Annotated in this window: 16 protein-coding genes and 3 pseudogenes; 1 reads left to right on the top strand and 18 read right to left on the bottom strand. The window is 41.9% G+C overall.

Features of this window, described 5'->3' with window-relative positions:
- Positions 1-142 precede the first annotated feature (142 nt).
- Positions 143-1,141 (top strand): RluA family pseudouridine synthase, encoded by a 999-nt coding sequence (locus LRA01S_RS10745; RefSeq protein WP_082785377.1) that lies wholly within the window; start codon positions 143-145, stop codon positions 1,139-1,141.
- Here the strand turns inward: LRA01S_RS10745 and LRA01S_RS03905 are convergent.
- The 18 genes and pseudogenes from LRA01S_RS03905 to tkt form a co-directional block, all read right to left on the bottom strand.
- Positions 1,039-1,851 (bottom strand): metal ABC transporter permease, encoded by an 813-nt coding sequence (locus LRA01S_RS03905; RefSeq protein WP_061774326.1) that lies wholly within the window; start codon positions 1,849-1,851, stop codon positions 1,039-1,041. The genes LRA01S_RS10745 and LRA01S_RS03905 overlap by 103 nt on opposite strands.
- Positions 1,844-2,614, bottom strand: a complete 771-nt coding sequence (locus LRA01S_RS03900; RefSeq protein ID WP_061774325.1) for a metal ABC transporter ATP-binding protein — start codon at positions 2,612-2,614, stop codon at positions 1,844-1,846. The genes LRA01S_RS03905 and LRA01S_RS03900 overlap by 8 nt, the downstream gene beginning before the upstream one ends.
- A complete protein-coding gene (locus LRA01S_RS03895; RefSeq protein ID WP_061774324.1) occupies positions 2,614-3,063 on the bottom strand; it encodes a zinc-dependent MarR family transcriptional regulator in 450 nt (149 codons plus the stop codon). The genes LRA01S_RS03900 and LRA01S_RS03895 overlap by 1 nt, the downstream gene beginning before the upstream one ends.
- 75 nt (positions 3,064-3,138) lie before the next feature.
- Complete coding sequence (locus tag LRA01S_RS03890; RefSeq protein WP_061774323.1) at positions 3,139-3,987, bottom strand: aminotransferase class IV; 849 nt, start codon at positions 3,985-3,987, stop codon at positions 3,139-3,141.
- Between the two features lie 83 nt (positions 3,988-4,070).
- Complete coding sequence (gene ispE / locus LRA01S_RS03885; RefSeq protein ID WP_061774322.1) at positions 4,071-4,922, bottom strand: 4-(cytidine 5'-diphospho)-2-C-methyl-D-erythritol kinase; 852 nt, start codon at positions 4,920-4,922, stop codon at positions 4,071-4,073.
- Between the two features lie 4 nt (positions 4,923-4,926).
- A complete protein-coding gene (gene comGG, locus LRA01S_RS03880; protein ID WP_061774321.1) occupies positions 4,927-5,211 on the bottom strand; it encodes a competence type IV pilus minor pilin ComGG in 285 nt (94 codons plus the stop codon).
- 11 nt (positions 5,212-5,222) lie between these two features.
- Positions 5,223-5,498, bottom strand: a pseudogene (locus LRA01S_RS03875) (competence type IV pilus minor pilin ComGF); the annotation flags it as partial.
- A gap of 142 nt (positions 5,499-5,640) precedes the next feature.
- A complete protein-coding gene (comGE, locus tag LRA01S_RS03870; RefSeq protein WP_082785376.1) occupies positions 5,641-5,946 on the bottom strand; it encodes a competence type IV pilus minor pilin ComGE in 306 nt (101 codons plus the stop codon).
- The gene (locus LRA01S_RS03865; protein ID WP_144259879.1) at positions 5,918-6,280 is read right to left on the bottom strand and encodes a hypothetical protein; all 363 of its coding nucleotides are present in this window, start codon (positions 6,278-6,280) and stop codon (positions 5,918-5,920) included. The genes comGE and LRA01S_RS03865 overlap by 29 nt, the downstream gene beginning before the upstream one ends.
- Before the next feature lie 37 nt (positions 6,281-6,317).
- Positions 6,318-6,623: a competence type IV pilus major pilin ComGC gene (gene comGC, locus LRA01S_RS03860; protein WP_174519819.1), complete on the bottom strand. Its 306-nt coding sequence runs from the start codon at positions 6,621-6,623 to the stop codon at positions 6,318-6,320.
- 23 nt (positions 6,624-6,646) lie between these two features.
- The gene (gene comGB, locus LRA01S_RS03855; protein WP_306301678.1) at positions 6,647-7,732 is read right to left on the bottom strand and encodes a competence type IV pilus assembly protein ComGB; all 1,086 of its coding nucleotides are present in this window, start codon (positions 7,730-7,732) and stop codon (positions 6,647-6,649) included.
- Positions 7,614-8,555: a competence type IV pilus ATPase ComGA gene (gene comGA / locus LRA01S_RS03850; RefSeq protein ID WP_061774317.1), complete on the bottom strand. Its 942-nt coding sequence runs from the start codon at positions 8,553-8,555 to the stop codon at positions 7,614-7,616. The genes comGB and comGA overlap by 119 nt, the downstream gene beginning before the upstream one ends.
- Positions 8,556-8,617: 62 nt before the next feature.
- The gene (locus LRA01S_RS03845; protein WP_061774316.1) at positions 8,618-10,462 is read right to left on the bottom strand and encodes an acyltransferase family protein; all 1,845 of its coding nucleotides are present in this window, start codon (positions 10,460-10,462) and stop codon (positions 8,618-8,620) included.
- The gene (locus LRA01S_RS03840) at positions 10,459-10,821 is read right to left on the bottom strand and encodes an MORN repeat-containing protein (RefSeq protein ID WP_061774315.1); all 363 of its coding nucleotides are present in this window, start codon (positions 10,819-10,821) and stop codon (positions 10,459-10,461) included. The genes LRA01S_RS03845 and LRA01S_RS03840 overlap by 4 nt, the downstream gene beginning before the upstream one ends.
- A 140-nt stretch (positions 10,822-10,961) precedes the next feature.
- Entirely contained in the window at positions 10,962-15,356 is a 4,395-nt protein-coding gene (locus tag LRA01S_RS03835; RefSeq protein WP_061774314.1) for a PolC-type DNA polymerase III, read from the bottom strand.
- A 211-nt stretch (positions 15,357-15,567) separates the two neighbouring features.
- Positions 15,568-15,792 (bottom strand): AbrB/MazE/SpoVT family DNA-binding domain-containing protein, encoded by a 225-nt coding sequence (locus tag LRA01S_RS03830; protein WP_138491819.1) that lies wholly within the window; start codon positions 15,790-15,792, stop codon positions 15,568-15,570.
- Positions 15,793-15,975: 183 nt separating this feature from the next.
- A pseudogene (locus LRA01S_RS03825) lies at positions 15,976-17,160 on the bottom strand (ATP-binding protein).
- Between the two features lie 159 nt (positions 17,161-17,319).
- Positions 17,320-19,314: pseudogene (gene tkt, locus LRA01S_RS03820) on the bottom strand (transketolase).
- Positions 19,315-19,360: the final 46 nt, after the last annotated feature.

Genomic DNA, 19,360 nt, shown 5'->3' with positions numbered 1-19,360 from the left:
TCTACCATATTTTAGTTAGCGGACCTTAAAGAAAGGCGATAGTCAAGCAATAAACCAAGGAAAATGAAACGTGTCTCGATTTTTTTATACTAATTGAGAGAAATTTTAAAATAGTAGCGTCTATTTTTGGTATAATAGCTACATGAAATTCACGATCAAACTACCTACCGACCTAAAGGAGATGTCGGTAGAGGCACTTTTAATAAATGAGTGGCTTGTGCCTAAAAAGCAACGCCATTTTCTAAGGACTAAGCGCCACCTTCTTATCAATGGTGATATCGCTAACTTTTCTCATCAGGTTGAAGGTGACGATCAGATCACTGTGATATTTGATTCTGAAGACTTTCCCGCTAAATCATTATCCTTTGGCGATCAAATTTTAGGGAGATCTTTAATTTTGTATGAAGATGAACATCTGGTCATTGCCAATAAACCCGAAAATATGAAAACACACGGGAACGACGCAAATGAGATTGCCTTGCAAAATCATGTCGCAGCTGCTTGTAATCAAACTGTCTATGTCGTTCACCGGCTAGATTTTGAGACTTCTGGTGCCGTCTTATTTGCTAAAAATCCTTTTGTTCTACCTATTTTAGACCACATGTTGCGAGAGCGCCAAATTCACCGGACTTATCAAGCCTTGTGTGCTGGTCAGGTCAAACAAGATAAGATGATAATCGACCAACCTATCGGGACTGACCGCCATGATAAAAAACGGCGAGTCGTGGTCTCACGTGGTGGCCAACGTGCGGTGACGCATGTCCTTGTTTTGAAACGTTTGGCAACTGAAACCTTGGTCCAGTGTCAGCTTGAAACCGGGCGCACGCATCAAATCCGCGTCCACCTCAGCAGTCTAGACCATGCCATTCTAGGCGATGCTGTGTACAGAGGGCGCAAAGCCTCACGTCTTATGTTACACGCGAAACATCTCGAACTCAGACACCCATTTACCCAAGAAATAATTCGCGTGACAGCTACTTCTGAGTCATTTGAACGCATCATGAAAAAAAATCGTTACAGACTAAGCTGTAACGATTTTTATTTGAGCATTACTTTGATTTTGCTGATAGCTAACGTCAGGATAAAGACACCGACGAAGACGAGAGTGATGGTGGCACTGGCTGGTGCACCACTTTCGTAGGAAATCACCAAACCTGCTAGCATACCGATGAAACCGATGATAACAGACAGCGCAAGGACACGCTTGAAGGTCAGACCGACCCGCATGGCAATGGATGCTGGCATGACCATAATAGCTGAGACTAGGAGGGCGCCTGCGACTGGGATCATCAAGGCGATGGCGATACCTGTGACGACATTAAAGAGAGTTGACATGAGTCGGACGGGCAGGCCATCAACGAATGCTGTATCTTCGTCAAAGGTCATCACATACATAGGCCGCATGAAGAGGACAAAGACAACTAAAACCACAACCGCTAGAATGGCTAACAAGATGACTTGGGTTTGAGAAACAGTCACAATCGAGCCAAAGAGATACTGATCGAGATTGATGCCTTTGCCACGGCCTGTATTCGCAAAAATCAAGGCTAAAGATAGACCTAAGCTCATTAAAATAGCTGTCGCAACTTCCAGAAAGTTTCTGTAGAGGGTCCGCAGATACTCAAGGAGGATTGCCGCCAAAATGACCACGATTATCGTTGAAACATTTGGCGAGATCCCGATGAATAAGCCAAAAGCGACACCTGCTAATGAGACGTGGCTGAGCGTATCACTCATCAAACTTTGTCGGCGTAGCACTAGAAAGACACCTAAAAGTGGTGCAAATAACGACATGGCAACAATCGCAAAGAAGGCCCGTTGCATAAATTCATATTGAAAGAGACTAAACACTGCTCACCTCCTGATGTCTCAAGGCATCTTGATCTTGATCTTGATCTTGATCTTGATTTTGATCCTGATTTTGTTCAGTCATATCTTCATGAACACTAAAACAACGCCAATGGGTATTTTGCTTACGGGCAAGGTGGATATTGCGATCAGAGAAGGCTTTGACATCCTCTGCATCGTGCGTGATCATCAAAACCGCTTTGCCGTGTTTATGGGCAGCATGACTCATCAACCGATAAAATTCCGAACGACTAACGTCATCCATCCCAGTCGTTGGCTCATCTAAGATAAATAGATCCGGATCACTGGCAAACATTCTAGCAATAGCGACACGTTGTTTTTGACCACCAGAAAGGGCACCCATCCGTTTATCGCGCTGCTCCCACATGCCAACAGATCGCAGGGATTTTTCCACATGTTCTAGATCGTGCTGCGAGATACGTTTGAACCATCCGTTTCTTGGAAAACGACCGCTAGTCACAAATTCTTTGACTGTACTTGGAAAGCCAGCATTAAAACTCGCAATCTGTTGCGGGAGGTAAGAAATTCTCAGTTTCTTGCCTTTAATGTTTTGCTTGGCTATCGTGATCTCACCTGTCTTAGGCTTGATGATGCCTAAGGTAGCTTTGACGAGTGTTGATTTGGCTGCACCATTTTCCCCTGTCAAAGTGACAAACTCGCCAGAGCTAATCCGAAAGGCGACATTTTCCAAGACGGGTTCCGCATCGTAAACGAAGCTTAGATTTTTTACTTTAATGTAATCCACTAAAACTCCTTTTCCAATTTTTCCAGAAATCTTGCGATGATTTGCTGCTCGTTTTCTGAAAATGCGTCAGCAATACTCGCATAGGTTTCAAGCGTCGCTTGATGATGATGCGCATGTTCTTGTGCAATTGGCAAACCTGTTTGAGACAGGCGCCAAAGGACGATCCGTTCATCCGAGGTTGATTTCTCAGAGTGCGTCAACTGTAACTGCTGCAATTTTTTCAAGGCCTTAGTTACTGCAGCTGGAGAAATATTGAGTCTCTCAGCCAATTTAGCATTGGTTAGTTTTTCATGCAGGAGTAACATTAAAATATGTTCTTGTGTATTGGTCAGGCCCGCATCAGACTCACACTTGCCCAATAACACTTCCTGCTTATTTTCAGCCAGTTGCATGATTTTCGTGAATAAGACATCAATTTGCTGACTAACATCTTGGGTATTTTTTTTCATATCTCGTCATTTCCTTTACCAGTTAAGTATATCATACTGGACAAAAATGTCAATCAAAAAAAAACAGATCTCCTTTTAATCGATATCTGTTTCTTTGAAAAAGTCTTGATAGATTCTATCCTGCAGTTGCTGCAATCTTTCCGGATCTCGACCACCTACAGCTCGCCCATCAATTTCTGAGACTGGAGCACAGAGCGATCCTGAACTAGAAACGATGACTTCGTCCGCTGCTAGCATTTCTTCAACCGTGAATGGGTGTTCCAAAACATCAAAACCAAGCGCTTGACTCATCAGTAAAAGATACTTTCTTGCAATTCCCGGTAGAATCCAGTGATCTAGCGGCGCCGTTTGGAAAACACCATTTATCAAAATACTGATGTTACTATGGGCGCACTCTGTCACGCGCTGATCTCGATGATAAACCACCTCGTCCAATCCTTGTGAGGTTGCCGCTTGACTAGCTAAAACATTGGGCAAGAGATTCAAGGTCTTAATATGGCAAAATTCAAAACGATGATCCGGTGTGGTCATCAATTTAAGCCTTTTTTGACTAGAAAAATCCCCTGTCCAAGGTAGCATGTAGACGGATAAGTTAGGCTTGAGCGTTTGGGCATAGCTATGATTCCTAATGGCTGTCCCACGACTGACCTGAAAATAAACGAACAGATCACCAGTGTCTAACTTTTGGCATAAGGCTTGTAGCAACTCGCGTAACTCATCCTTTGTAAAATCCGGCTGAATATCAATCAAGGCCATGCTATTAAAAAAGCGGTCTAGATGGTCTTCAAGTTTAAAGATAATGCCATTTCTCGCAACACTGGCATCATAAACGCCATCACCGAAAAAATGTGACCGATCATTAAAGGGCACCATCATCTCTGAGAGTCGCGTAATTTTACCATTGTAGTAAGCCAAATCTTCCATGTTAAACCTTCCGTTTCTTTAGCAACATCAAATTTCAAACGCAATTGCTTTCAACTGATCAACATCTCATCAAGCTGGCATCCTTACAGCATTCTGACCAAATAGACTTCATCACAAAATCCCTTGATACTATTGCAGATGCGTTGGGCTTTTTTCTCTTGCTGACACAAGGCAAAAACAGTTGGACCACTCCCGCTCATCAGCACACCATCTGCACCACTAGCTAATAACCGTTCCTTAATCTTCGAAATCAAAGGATGCTTGGCTAATGTGACAGCTTCCAAGGAATTGCCAAGATTATCAAGCAAAGCGTTAAAATCAGAAGTGACCACCGCTTGTTCTAAGGCATCAATATTGGGATGTGGAATCTGATCCAACTTGACATGTCTGAAAATTTCAGGCGTTGACACACCAAATGATGGTTTAACCAAAACAACCCAGAATTTTTTAGGATTCTCAATTGGTCGAACATGCTCACCACGTCCCGTCACGCGCGCCGTTTGCCCATAAACGCAATAAGGGACGTCTGAGCCAATCTGCTCGCCTAATTTTGCGAGTTCTGGCGTTGTTAAATTAAGCTGCCAGAGTTGGTTGAGGGCACGTAAAGTCGCCGCGGCATCCGAAGAACCACCAGCGAGTCCTGCCGCAACCGGCGTTTTCTTATCAATATAAATCTCAACACCGGTTTTTATACCAAACGTTTTCTTTAGGACCATAGCTGCTTTGTAAGCGTGATTCTTTTTATTAAGAGGTACAAAACTTGAGTTAGATTGTAAACGAATCACATGCTCATTTTTAAGCTCTCGTACCGTAATCCGATCTGCCAAATCGATACTAGTCATAATCATATCCAGTTCATGATAGCCATCAGATCGCTTGCCTATGACGTCTAATCCTAGGTTAATCTTGGCTGGTGCTTTTTCTGTAATTTCCATACCCCTATTTTACCACATTCGGCAATTCAAAATAATAAGTTCGTTCATTTTCTAGCCGAACTGTCACTTTAAGTATGGTTTCAGTTTGTTCATACTCAGCAATACCCATGTTAAATCGAACCTGACCTGATGTTTGAGCGGCACCCCGATCCCGTGTCATTCTTGCCATGAGTTGGGCACTCAGAAATTCCTTTTGGTGTCTCAGATTTTTCTGATTGTTAACCACAGCGCTTAGGTAAAAACTTAGAATCATCCCAAAAATGGCCGTCATCACAACAGCATAGAGCATGATACCACCTTTTACTTGAGTTCTGGGAAAGCGTAGATGAATGTCCGTTCACCTCCTTTTTTAAACCTTATGCGAATCGTCACAACCTTGTCAACAGATGACATCTCAGCAGAAAATACGCCATAAATCATGGGATGATAGCCCTGACCTTGTTCGTTTGTTTTGCGAAAATCATCAGATCCTGCTTTTACCCCAAATCGTCTGATGCCCTTAGGCGTTTGCACATAAAGAAAATGATTAGATACCCTATCTAATTGTGCTTGCTCAAGTTCGCGTCTCATCAAATTTGAAAAATTTTGTCAATTTTTTTCATCCGATTGACCAATTGCTTTATATTCTTGTGAAATAAGCGCTGTCATGCTTTGAAACACAAGTAATGTTAAGCTAATCGACAAAAGTGCCACCATACATTCCAGTAAAGTAAAAGCCCTAAGGTGTTTCTTGTAAAATTTCAAGGCGCAAGACCTCCTGTCCTGAATGCTCAATCACCACTTGTTTATCTGACCTAGTCACTGAGACATCTACCCCATTTTCACTTAAGTTACTCTGCTTGCTATCAAATGCCATGAGCCCGACGTTTAAAACTTCAATGGCTTGATTTTGCTTACTTAATTGAGCGCGACTCGCTGAAATTTCGGTAAGTACAACGCTTACTAGCATCGTAAACAAGGCCATGGCCATGATACTTTCAAGTAGAATGTAAGCCTTAATGTCGTGTTTTTTTATACTGACCACTTCCTATCTGAAGCTGATAGCTAATTTTTGCGCCGCTCTCATAAGGTAACGTAATCACGATTTTTGCTTCCTTGAGAGACTGGATATTACCGTTAGCATTAAAGGTGATATCAAAATCCGAGAATTTGGTTTCATTCGGCACCTGAAGTTTGGTACCATTAAGCTTAACTATCCCATTTACCGAGGCTAACCTTCTAGACCTAGCAGTCGTGATGGCCTGTGCTTGTTGATCTTTCAAGATTGTCTCAAACTCCAAAACGAATAACTCTCCCCGTGCAACGTGAACTGTTTTCTGAAAAGCGACAGATACCACCAAAATTAGAAAGCAAGTCACCGACAATGTTAGCAAAGATTCAAGTAAAGTGAAGGCTCTAGCTTGGAATTTCACGTGATTCTGTTGTGTTCTTCTTATAATACTCATTATAAGCATCCGCCTGTTTTTGTGTGATATTGCCATTGCTGACTAGCTTGCCTAAGGTAACATCATCAGTATGGTCTAATCTATAAAGTTCCGCTTGCGAGTTAACTACCTTTACAACAGCGCCGTTTCCTGTATTCTTAACAGTCTCTTTTTGTTTGGATAGATTGGGGATAAACAATAAAATTAAGACACTAATGACAAGAAGAACAACTAGCATTTCTACTAAAGTAAAAGCACGTACTATTTTTTTCTTCATATCTTCTTTCTTCAGGTTCCTTTCTACATGCCCAGATCCATCTGAGCATAAATAGGTAGCAACATAGCTGCATAGATTAAAACAATCATCAAAGCGACAAACAAAAAAACCAATGGCTGAATGACATTCATGGCGCTTTCAACCTTTTCAAAAAATTTTGTCCAGGATTCATCCGAATAGATGAGTAATTCATCACCTAATTTGCCCTTCATTTCACCATATTCGATGATGAGGGCCAACTCCGGTGTGAAAAAGCTGTATTGCTTAATCTTGTCGTGAAATTCTTCCCCCACTTGCATAGCCCGCCTTATATCTTGACCAATTTCACGAAAAAGTAGATTCTGTTGGCTGGTCATCATCTCCAATATTTGTCGCATCTCCAAACCTTGCTTAACCAAGTTTCCCCACTCTCGCGCATAAAACGCTGTCAGATAAAGCTTTAAGTACCATCGGATCAAGGGAAGACGACCTAACCATTGGACATTAGCCAATGGTGATGTTGATTTGAAATATCGAATCAGTCCTAACGCAAAAAATGTTAACACGAGGCTCAACCCGATAAAAATCAAAGGTAAGGCATTGATCACAGTGCCCGCAAAACTATCCGTTTCAACTTGGGGTAGCAAATAGGTTTTTAATCCCAGTACGATGATGATTAGAAAAGTTAACAAGATGATGGGATAGGTCGATACAGCCACCAATTTTTTTCGAACCTTCTGAATTTTTGTTAAATTATCTATTATTAATGTCAGTGTTTGCTGGGTATCACCATGGTAATCTGCTAAAGCAACTTGTGTGACGACTAAGTTTGAAAAACGTAAATCATTTAAGATTTGTGAGAGATTTTGACCATTCGATAAGCCATCTCGCATAGTCGCAACAAATCTCTCCTCCACTAGCTTCGAGCGGCTCAAAAAATTAACAATTTCTGCTAAATGAAAACCACTCAAAAAGAGGTTATTCATCAACTGCATCAGCTTCACTTGTTGCTTAATCGCTAACCTTTTCGGCTGTCGCCTGATCAGGTGTGAGATGTCCTTCTGTAACCAATTTTTCAATTTTGGCATGCCACTTGTCGTTGGCATGCCTTTCGAATGCTTTTTCAGCACTATCTAGCACCCCCTTTCCTGCAATCAACCGTTGATAGACAACACCTGACAACGAATTATTGATTTCTTCTTTTGTTACGCCAAGCTCCAATAATCGCGCATAAACACCCGCAATCGACTTAGCATGAATCGTCGAAAAAACAGTATAGCCCGTCAGACTGGCCCTCATGACTGCTCGCGCAGTTTCCTGATCTCGAATTTCTCCGACAATCACAAGATCTGGCATATGGCGCAAGGATAATTTAATCAAGCTATCATAGGTGTTGCCAATCGCTTCATTCAGTTGGAATTGGAGCAGATCTGGTGCAACGATTTCAACTGGATCTTCAATCGTAATGACTTGCTGACCAGAAAACTTTTCTTTGGCAATGTGATGCATCAGCGTCGTTTTCCCAGAACCAACTGGCCCCGCAAATAAATAAAGACCGCGTCTAGCTACTAACTTTTTTACCTGAGGTAAATCTGCCTCAATCCAAAACTTGAGTGGTTGTTTCGTGTCATGCAAAATTCGAATCACCAAACTTTCGCGACTTTCAAAGTCACCCGCTGAGGATAGACGCAAGCGACACTTTCTATCTGCAAGCTCATACAAGCAAGATCCTAGTTGTGGCCGGCGCTTCTCACCTACATTCATCCCTGCTGTAAATTTGAAATGGGAAATGAGACTTTGACCTTCAGCATCTGACAGGAGCTGATCATATTCACGATGTGCTGACTTTCTGAAAACAACCGAAAATCCTGTTCTGGCGGGTAATATATAAATATCACTTGCCCCAAAATCGCTTGCTTTCTTTAACATCCTTTGCGCTATTTCCTTTATCATGTCATTTCCTCCTACTTTTATATACGAAAAAAATCCCCAAATGTTTGAGGATTTTTTTTGATTTATTTCGTGGGCGTTTTCTCTGCTGCTTTCAAAGCATCATTGATACACTGCGCATATAAAGCACCTCCGACATCATTACCGCCGAAGTGGGTGCCATCAGTTCCAGTAAAAGCTTCTGGATGCGCTTTTGCCAAAGTGTTCCAATCTGCCAGCGTGACATACTTATATTGATTGACTAAACTTCGTTCATAGACAGCTAATTTCTCTGAATTATAGCTTGCATCAGCACTACCGTCATGTGGCGTCATCAAAATCACGCGATGCCCTTCAGGTACAGTTTGAAGCAATAGATCTGTCTGTTCTTTATAATCATCTAAAGAGTTTGTGCCAACAGCAATCACGACATATTCACGTAAAGTTTTGCTAGCAATTTCAGCTTTCATCACTTCAATTGCTTCATTCATCTTCCGGTTACCAGCTGCATCAACAGAACTATTCGGCACATGTGCTAGTAGATATTCTCTAGTTCCCAAAGTAACACTATCACCAATCACTGAAACTCCTTTTGGAATCATATACTGGTTAGATTTGGCGGATGTCAATGGTGCCTCTAACGTACCTAAGGCATCAGCATCTTGTTGTATACCACTTAGCCATAAACTTGATTCAAGTTGACTATTTTGAGGTGCTCTAAAAATTTGGAGCGTCATGACTACTAATAAGATTCCTAAAACAGCAACCCCTGGCTTCTTAATCGCTTCGAGCGTCAATTTTGATTTGCCAAGCAATTGTTTAGATTGATCAAAAAAGAGTGGTACCGTCTTACCTCTCAACAAAGGCTCAAGATAGTAATAAGAAAGTGTTGAGAAAAGGGTCGAAAAGAGCACTGTTAAAAGGGCTGCTGGTACTTTACCTACAAATTGACCGAAAATGATGATGAATGGCCAATGATACAAATACATCGCATAGCTAATATCTGCTAGGAAAGTCAATCCCTTTGGCTCTACAATATCTAGTGTTTTCTCATGTAAGATACGAGCTTGAAAAATCATAGTTGCGGCTAAGATACTAGCCACAAGCATACCAAAAACATACGTTACCCAACTATCAAAATGAAGTTTGAAACCTAAAACCAAGAGCAAGATTAGGCTACCAATAAATATACCTATGGTTTGCTTAGTAGATTGCTGCTCGATTTTTTCTTTAAATTTACGTGGCAGACCGCGGACACCAGAAATTGAAGCTAAAATAACGCCAATAAAGAATGGGAAAATATGCGTCAAATCTGAAAAATAAAGCACAGATTTATCCATTCCGATCATCAGCCCGATAACCATGGCAAGAAAGCTGAGCAAGAATAGACTCCCTGCGACAACAAAGACTTGTCCTCTTAAAATCGCTATTTTTTGATTCACAGTACCTTCTGATTTTCTGACTCTTTTCGCCAATAAAAACAGAATTAAGCCCCAAATGATATAAAAGTGAATCTCAATTGCTAGTGACCAAGTATGGATAAATAGATGTGGTATAAACTTGTTTTCATAAGAACCACCAGAGAATATCTCATAATAATTCGTCACAAACCCCAAAGCCGCGGTGATCTGTTTACCTATTGCTGTCAAAAAATCACGATTAATGATTAAAGTAAAAGGCATAACAATTAAAATCGAAAAAACAAGTGGTGGAACAATCCGATAAAACCTACGATGAAAAAAGGATGGCAGATCAAAAGACTCAGATTTCTCAAACTCATCAAAAAAGAGACCTGTGATGAGAAAAGCTGAAAATGTAAAGAAGAGATCTACACCTATAAAACCACCAGGAAATTGATTCTCAAAGAAATGGTAATAGAGGACAAAAAAGAGACCGATTATCCGAACGATACTAAACCATTTGATTCTCATTTTTCAAATCCTCCGTTTACAAAGCGACCTGAAAAAACTTTATCTGATACGGTAATCAATTTCCCTTTGCCATTGGGTTTTCCCTTGCTAAATTCACCTTCATAGGACCATTTAGCAACTGACGTAAACTTACCTTTACCGTCAAACTGTCCATCTTTAAAATTACCTTGGTAACGATCCCCATTTTTAAAAGTTAAGGTACCATTGCCTGAAAACTTACCTTTCTTTAGCAAACCACTATAGGTTAAAGATGAGTTCGGTTTATAATTGGTCACCTTGTTGCTTGATTGTGGCCAAAAGGTAATAACGACTGCCATAAACATAACAATTAGACTAGCAATCTCGACTTTTCTACGCATCTACTTCTTATTATTCCTAACTTGTCCATTTATCATAAATTATTTAACAATAAACTAGCCCTTAAATCTATTAAACGTTATATTGTTATCTAAATAATTATATCATAAAACAAGCTTAATTTTAACAAAACGTAGAGTATTTAAAACAAATCGTCGAACAAACTCAACTGATTATCCTCAGGCATATTGCCAAGAATGCCCATCTCATCCATTTTTTCTACCAGGGTTTGAGAGACACCAGCCCGTTTTCTAAGTTCAGTTTTACTGAGGAACTCTCCTTCTTGTCTGGCCGCAACAATTTGCTTGGCCACATTGCCACCAAGACCATCCATAGCTGAAAATGGCGGGATCAATGTGTCACCTTCAATAATGAAGTCATTGGCTTCGCTCCGATAAAGATCAAGTTTGCCAAATTTAAAACCGCGCTCTAACATTTCATTACATAGTTCTAGCGTCCCAAAGAGGGCATTTTCAACATTACTAGCTTCAAAGCCCTTGGCCTTGATTTCTTGCATTTTGGCTTTCACAGCATCTAAGCCATCACCCATAACTTTAAGGTCAAAAGCATTAGCACGAATCGAGAACCAGGCACAGTAATAGTAAATCGGCATGTGCACCTTGAAGTAGGCGACACGCAAGGCCATCATAATATAGGCAGCCGCATGGGCTTTGGGGAACATATATTTGATTTTACTACATGAATCGATATACCACTCCGGCACATTATTTTCACGCATGGCAGCGATATAAGTCTCACGCTCTTCATCATCAATCTTATTCCAAAGTCCCTTACGTACACGTTCCATAATTGTAAAGGCCATTGACTCATTGAGCCCCGCATGAATCAAGTAAACCATGATGTCATCTCGACAACCAATTACATTGGCTAGATTGGCGATACCTTGCTTGATCAACTCCTGCGCATTCCCCAGCCAAACGTCCGTCCCATGGGAGAGACCGGAAATTTGGAGTAATTCTGCAAAAGTGCTAGGCTTTGTTTCCTCTAACATGCCGCGAACGAATGTTGTTCCCATTTCGGGTACACCTAGCGTGCCCGTCTTAGAAAAAATCTGCTCAGGCGTGACACCCAGAACTTCTGTTCCCGCAAAAATTTTCATGACATCTGGATCATCCATCGGAATAGTTGAGGCATCCATGCCGGATAAATCCTGTAATTTACGAATCATGGTCGGATCATCATGGCCCAGAATATCGAGTTTGAGGATATTATCATGGATGGCATGGAAATCAAAGTGGGTCGTTTTCCACTCGGCATTGATATCCTCAGCTGGATAGGCCACAGGACTGAAATCATAAACATCCATATAACCTGGAATAACGATAATACCACCCGGATGCTGACCTGTCGTTCGTTTAACACCTGTACTGCCTGCCGCAAGACGCTCGATTTCAGCGCCACGGTAGAATTTACCGTAGTCACGTTCGTAGCCTTTAACAAAACCAAAGGCTGTCTTCTCAGCCACCGTACCAATGGTTCCGGCACGAAAGGCATAGTCTTCTCCAAAGATATCTCGGACGTCCAAATGGGCGCTCGGTTGGTCAGCACCAGAAAAGTTCAAGTCGATATCGGGTACTTTATCCCCCTTGAAACCAAGGAAAGTTTCAAATGGAATATCGTGGCCATCTTTTGTGAGCCTGTGTCCACATTCTGGACAGCTTTTCTCCGGCATATCAAATCCTGAGCCATATTGCCCCTCGGTAAAGAACTCAGAGTACTGGCACTCTGGGCAGACATAATGGGGTGGCAGTGGATTAACCTCGGTAATACCGGTCATGGTCGCGACAAATGAGGAGCCGACAGACCCCCGCGAGCCAACGAGATAGCCCCGTTTGTTAGAGCGCTCAACGAGAATTTGGGAAATGAGATAGATGACGGAGAAGCCGTTACCAATAATCGAATTGAGCTCTTTTTCAATCCGCAAATCGACGATATCAGGCAAAGGATTGCCGTAGGTGGCATGCGCTTTTTCGTAGGTCAGCTTGGCCATTTTTTCCTCAGATTCAGGAATATAGGGCGTATAGAGGTCGTCACGAACTGGCGTCAAGACATCAAAAGAATCCGCCATTTTCTGTGTATTTTCAATGACAATTTGACGCGCCGTCGCTTCTCCTAAAAAGGCAAAATCGTCCAGCATTTCATTGGTCGTGCGGAAATGGACTTCTGGCAATGGTGCAGGCATGGCGTGTTCACCGCGACCGACAGGACGGTTGATGATGGCGCCGGCACCTAGGGAACGGACGATGATTTCACGGTAGATGGCATCTTCTGGATTGAGATAGTGGACATTTCCTGTCGCTAGGACTGGTTTGCCCAGTTTATCCGCAATCCGCATCAAGTCTTGCAAAATCCGTTGGAGCTCCACTTCGTCTTTGATTGTTTCTTTGGCAATCAAAGGGCGATAGATGGCTGGTGGCATGATCTCGATAAAGTCATAATAATCAGCGACTTTCAACGCATCATCAAAGGATTTATTGGTAACCGCCTCAAAAACTTCACCTTCTGAACAAGCCGACCCGATAATCAATCCCTCACGATGTGCTTCAAGGACTGATTTTGGAATTCTAGGCACGCCTGAAAAGTAATTAACGTTTGAGTAGGAGATGAGTTTAAAGAGGTTTTTCAGACCATCTTGGGTTTTAGCATAAATTGTCGCATGCTTGACCCGCGCGCGCTTGTAGGAATCCGCGTCCACGACCTTGGTATTCAAATCGCTTAGTAGCTCAATGCCAAATTTCTCCTTGGCATCATTTAAGAAGATAAAGAGCAAACGCCCCGTCGCTTCCGCATCAAAGTTGGCCAAGTGATGGCTTTCAAGGGAAACCTGGAAACGCTTAGTCAAAGGCCCCAAGCCATGTCGCTTGAATTCTGGATACAGGTTACGGGCAAACTCCAAGGTATCAATGACTGGCTGTTTAATCACAGGCAAATGATGGCGCTGATAATTCATATTCATGAAGCCAACGTCAAAGGTCGCATTATGGGCGACAAGAATACTGCCCTGACAAAAGGCTTGGAATTCTTTTAAAACTTGCTCTAGGGGTTTAGACCCTCTGACCATATCATCGGTAATCCCTGTCAACTGTGTTGTAAACTCACTCAAGGGATGACCCGGATCGATAAACTCATCGAACTGTTCGATGACATTTCCCTTGTGCATTTTAGATGCTGCGACTTGAATCAGTTTATTATATACGGCAGAAAGACCGGTCGTCTCCACGTCAAAAACAACGTAGGTCGAATCTGACAGATTGCTGTCATCTTCATCATAAGTGATCGGCACCCTGTCTTCGACTAGATTAGCTTCTATCCCATAAATAATCTTGATCCCATTTTTCTTACCGGCAGAATGGGCGTGCGGGAAACTTTGCGCCCCCGCGTGATCGGTGATGGCGATAGCCTGATGTCCCCAGCGTGCGGCTTGGGCAACGAGATCCGTCACATCAGGGATAGCATCCATGGTCGACATGTTGGTATGAGCATGGAACTCGACCCGCTTTTGATCCTCAGGCATGAGATCCTTGCGAACATTTTTGGCCTTGATTTCGACCATATCACGCGCACTTAGAACCAACTCATGCTTGTACTGGTCCATCTGAACACTACCCTTGACCTTGATCCACATACCTTTTTTGACCATATCAAACATGGCCTGCTCCTCAGGCTTACGTCCCCATTTTTGGACGATAAAAGAGCTGCTGTAGTCCGTCATCTTGACTTCCAACATGTGACTTTCCTTACCGGTCGTGCGATTCTTAAAGACCTTATGCTCCGCCGCAAAAACGTAGCCCTCAAAGACGACATTTGCCTCCTCAGTCACGACATCCTTCATTTGGAACACGGTATCAGACGCCTTGATTTCCCTGCCCAGTGCGAGTTGGTTAGGGGATGCGACCGCTTCTTTTGAAGCAGGTGCTTGATTATCAGGCTGGAAGGGGGCTTCTGGTTGGTTAGCTAAAATATCCGCTAGCGCTTCCTCAGATTTTTTTTCATACTCAGCGACCAATTTATCGGTTAACTGGTAGTCAACCTCTGGTATAATCTGTAAATCCGTGAAGCCAAAATCTTGATAGTGTTTGGCCATAACTGGAAAATAATGTTTGACAAAATATTCCAGGTTTGACAAATCACCGACTAGCAGTTTCGCTGTTGCTGCCTGGTCAGCTGTTGTGAATTTGTACTTCTTGAAAATCGCCGTGAAACTTGGTGTATCACAGCCTGGCAAGTCAAAAATGAGCGGGAGGTAGTTATTCAGCAAGGTTTCATCAAAACGACCATCTTCTGTTAAGATTGTCACTTGTGTTTTGGCGATATTTGAAAAGGCCATCTCTAGGCGATAGGCCAGTTCTCGGTATAAGTCAATCGATAAAATTGCTGGGAACTTCAAATAAAAATGCCAGACTTTACTGATGGCATGAACTTCAACCTTGTCAATATTGCCACGAAATGCCGGATTCTGACGGATTTCCGCAGGCATGTCGAGCTGATCCATGAGTTTTTCAAATAAATCGTTCATTGCACTTCTTTCTTAATTCTTTTCATTGTCATTTTCAAATTCTGAAGATGACTGATAAATTCCTTGAGTCTATCAGATATATCTCTCTTGAAATCGTATAGTCCTATTATAACAGAAAATGAAATATTGCTTTAGTTTTTCTTGGTTGTCTCTTTTGTTACACGTCCTTTAGACCATGCCCCAGACATAATGACTGGTATGCCATATACTTTCAAGTGGCAACATGTGTTTCAAAGTCACCATCCCATCCATCTAATAAATCAGCTAAACTTTCTGGTGTTATCATATGTTTTTTGATGACGAGAGCACGCGATTTTTCATCCTGCATCACATCGATTTCCCCACCAACTGTTACATCAAGAAATTCTAATAGCATCGGATCAAGTCTCATACCTACTGAATTTCCTAATCTACTAATTTTAGGTGATGTTAGCATGACCTCACCTCTTATGCTATGATAAACATGGTCAATTTATACCTTTTAACTTTCTACAATCTTAAGAATATCAAAAAAGAGCATCTCTGCTCATTTTGGAATAATCAATTTATAACATTTTTCGTGTTATATCACGACTTCTTTATGATGTATCTTAAACTTTTGATTGCCTTTATTTTAATTTTATCTGGCTAATAACCAATCTATGATATTGAGTTGTTCTATCCCTTCTTGATTGTAACGCCCATTGTCCATGGTTAGTAAAATTTTTCGGTAGTTATCTTGAATACTTTGAAATGGGCGAACTTCTCTTTGATAAGTCCTGTCATCTTCAACAGTGAGTGACACTTGATAATATTCGGTGACCCCATTTTTTTGTGCCACAAAATCAATCTTAAATTCTCCTATATTGCCAATAAAGACTTGATAGCCTCTTCGCAACAACTCCAGATAAACAACACCTTCTAAGCGATGTCCAAAATTCGGGCGTTTATTGCCCAAAAGAACTTTTCTTAGAGACTGGTCGACAGGATAGTATTTTGAATTGATCGACAGGTATTTTTTACCCGCGATATCATAGCGGTCTGCTCTAAAAAAGAGATAGGCTTCTTGAAAGCCAGATAAATATGTTGAAACGGTGTCACTTGTCGTCTTTTGTCCCATTGATGTCAGGGTATCTGCTATTTTCTTTATCGTCACTAGACTACCTGAACTATCCGTCAAATATTTGGCTAATTGTTCAACCAATGTTGCATCACTGCGCTGTTTTCTCTGCAAAACATCCTTGATCAAGACAGTATTGACGATACCTGAAATGTAATCTCGATAGGTCAACTCATCTGGAATTTCTGTTGCATAAGGAAAGCCACCAAATTCGAGATAGCGCTGAAACACGGTCGCTTTATCACCGCCCAGAGCGCTGAAAAATTCTACAAAAGATAAGGGATAAACTTTCAACTCGACATAACGTCCAGAAAGCAGAGTCGCAAGTTCACCTGATAGCATTTAAGCGTTAGAACCTGTCACGTATAAATCAACATTTTCTTTGATAAATAAGCTATCTAATACGCGCTCAAACTCAGGTACCATCTGGATCTCATCCAAGAAAATATAGTTCATCTGATCTGCTTGCAAGTTATCCGTAATTTTTTCATACAGCTTTCAATAGTCCAGATAATCAGCTAGTGCCAAATCTTCAAAATTATAGGATTGAATTTGAGTTTGACTAACCTAATCGGTGATTAGCTGTTCTTGAAATAAGGCTAAAAGCGTTGATTCCCCGCTCCGTCGCACGCCTGTCAAAACTTTGATAAATCGTTTATCTTTTAAACGTTCTAAATCAGATAGACATGTCTCTCTTCTTATCATGACAACCTCTTTCAAATTAATTCGATTTTCATCTTACATCTCTATCATAAATCAAATTAATTCGAAAGTAAATGAATTTTATTTACTTCATTCAAATTAATTCGAAACTCAGAACAAAAAAACGAGTAGTTCCCCACTCGTCAATTCAGTCTATCAAATTCACAAAGCCTTAAACGTTCCAACTACATTGTCAACCGTAAAGCCCAAAGCTTCAAAGATACGTTCAGCAGGTGCGGAAGCTCCAAAATCATCTGCTGTAATCATAGCACCTTCTGAGCCAACATATTTTGCCCATCCAAAACTACTTCCAGCTTCAATCGCTAGGCGTTTGGTCGTCGCTCTTGGTAACACACTTTCTTGATAAGTCGTATCTTGGACATCAAATAGTTCAAGGCTTGGCATGGAAACGACAGTCACACTGAATCCTTGCTCAGCTAAAATAGCTTGTGCATCTATCGCTAACTTTACTTCCGAACCTGTCGCGATGAGGATACCATCCAAGTCTTCTCTATAGCCTTTTGATAGGACATAGGCACCGCGCTCTAGATTTTCAGGTGCTAGCGCTTCTGTTCCAGCAATAACAGGAAGGTTTTGCCTTGTCAATATAAGCGCTGTTGGTCGATCTGTCGCTGATACCGCAAATTTCCAAGCTGCTACCACTTCATTGCCATCAGCAGGACGTAGGGTCACTAGATTTGGCATCGCTCACAAACTTGTCAACTGTTCTATCGGTTCATGCGTTGCCCCATCTTCACCAACAGCAATCGAGTCGTGTGTAAAGACATAGGTCACAGGTAAATGTTGAATCGCTGCCATCCGAATTGCGGGTAAAAGGTAATTTGAAAAAACAAAGAATGTCCCACCATATACTTTCGTCCCGCCATGTAAGGCAATACCGTTGATAATGGCACCCATAGCAAATTCACGCACGCCAAACCAGATATTTCTACCTCTATAATGATCAGCTTGAAAAGCTTGCTCAGCCTTAACCATGGTGTTATTTGAAGCGGAGAGATCCGCTGAACCACCCCAGAAAAAAGGGATGTTCGCTGATAACTTCTGAATCATTTCTTGCGATGAGACACGGCTAGCTACAGCACTTCCTAGCTCGAAAGTTGGCATGTCCTGCGACCATTTTTCAGGCAGATTGCCTTCAAAAGTGGCTAAAAGTGCTTGTGCCAACTCTGGATACTCCACCCGATAATCAGTAAATAACTGTTGCCAACTCGCCTCTTTTTCACGACCCGCATCATTTATAGTTATCTTGAAGCGCTTCTGTACTACTCCTGGTACAGTAAAATCAGCTTCTTGCCAACCTAGATTTTCTTTGGCAGCTTTGACACCGGCTACACCTAAAGGCGCACCATGAACTGCTGAAGTCCCTTGTTTATCTGCTCCAAAACCGATAATCGTCTTCACTTCAATTAACGTCGGTCTATCAGTTATCAACTTCGCCTGTTCAATCGCCGAGGCAATGGCTGTTAAATCATTACCATCCTCGACAAGAATATGTTGCCAGCCATAAGCTTCAAATCGTTCACCAACATTTTCAGTAAAAGCCATCGAGGTAGGGCCGTCCAAAGAAATGTCGTTGGCATCATAGAGCACGATCAATTTACCTAGTTTAAGATGTCCCGCAAGTGACGCCGCCTCAGCTGAAACACCCTCCATCAAGTCCCCATCGCCACACAAGGCATAGGTATGGTGATCTATCATCGGAAAATCAGGCTGATTAAAACGAGCAGCGAGATGCGCTTCTGCCATTGCCATTCCGACAGCGTTCGCGATTCCCTGACCCAATGGCCCCGTTGTCGCCTCAACGCCATCTGTGTAACCGACCTCTGGATGACCGGGCGTTCGTGACTGCCATTGCCGAAAGTTTTTTAGATCGCCTAGTGATACCTGATAATTTGCAAGATGGAGCAGGCTATATAAGAGTGCTGAACCATGTCCTGCGGACAAGACAAAGCGATCGCGATCTACCCATTTTCGTGAAGTCATAGGATTTATTTTTAGAAATTTTGTCCACAGGACATAAGCCATTGGTGCTGCCCCCATGGGTAACCCTGGATGACCAGAATTTGCTGCTTGGATCATATCCATTGACAGCGTACGAATCGTATTAACACCTAATTCATCTATTTTATCAAACATTCATCTCTCCATTTTTAATAAAATAGTGTAACAAAGTTTTAGCTTT

This window comes from Pseudolactococcus raffinolactis NBRC 100932, from assembly GCF_001591765.1.
Classification (GTDB): domain Bacteria; phylum Bacillota; class Bacilli; order Lactobacillales; family Streptococcaceae; genus Pseudolactococcus; species Pseudolactococcus raffinolactis.
This window is presented reverse-complemented; position numbering and strand designations above follow the sequence as displayed.

Bases quoted from the DNA above. Each gene is read 5' to 3' on its own strand.
- comGA (WP_061774317.1), bottom strand. From the start codon at position 8,555: ATGATAAAGGAAATAGCGCAAAGGATGTTAAAGAAAGCAAGCGATTTT.
- ispE (WP_061774322.1), bottom strand. From the start codon at position 4,922: ATGGAAATTACAGAAAAAGCACCAGCCAAGATTAACCTAGGATTAGAC.
- LRA01S_RS03890 (WP_061774323.1), bottom strand. From the start codon at position 3,987: ATGGAAGATTTGGCTTACTACAATGGTAAAATTACGCGACTCTCAGAG.
- LRA01S_RS03830 (WP_138491819.1), bottom strand. From the start codon at position 15,792: ATGCTAACATCACCTAAAATTAGTAGATTAGGAAATTCAGTAGGTATG.
- comGG (WP_061774321.1), bottom strand. From the start codon at position 5,211: ATGCTCTATGCTGTTGTGATGACGGCCATTTTTGGGATGATTCTAAGT.
- LRA01S_RS03840 (WP_061774315.1), bottom strand. From the start codon at position 10,821: ATGCGTAGAAAAGTCGAGATTGCTAGTCTAATTGTTATGTTTATGGCA.
- comGC (WP_174519819.1), bottom strand. From the start codon at position 6,623: ATGAAGAAAAAAATAGTACGTGCTTTTACTTTAGTAGAAATGCTAGTT.
- LRA01S_RS10745 (WP_082785377.1), top strand. From the start codon at position 143: ATGAAATTCACGATCAAACTACCTACCGACCTAAAGGAGATGTCGGTA.
- LRA01S_RS03895 (WP_061774324.1), bottom strand. From the start codon at position 3,063: ATGAAAAAAAATACCCAAGATGTTAGTCAGCAAATTGATGTCTTATTC.
- LRA01S_RS03835 (WP_061774314.1), bottom strand. From the start codon at position 15,356: ATGAACGATTTATTTGAAAAACTCATGGATCAGCTCGACATGCCTGCG.
- LRA01S_RS03845 (WP_061774316.1), bottom strand. From the start codon at position 10,462: ATGAGAATCAAATGGTTTAGTATCGTTCGGATAATCGGTCTCTTTTTT.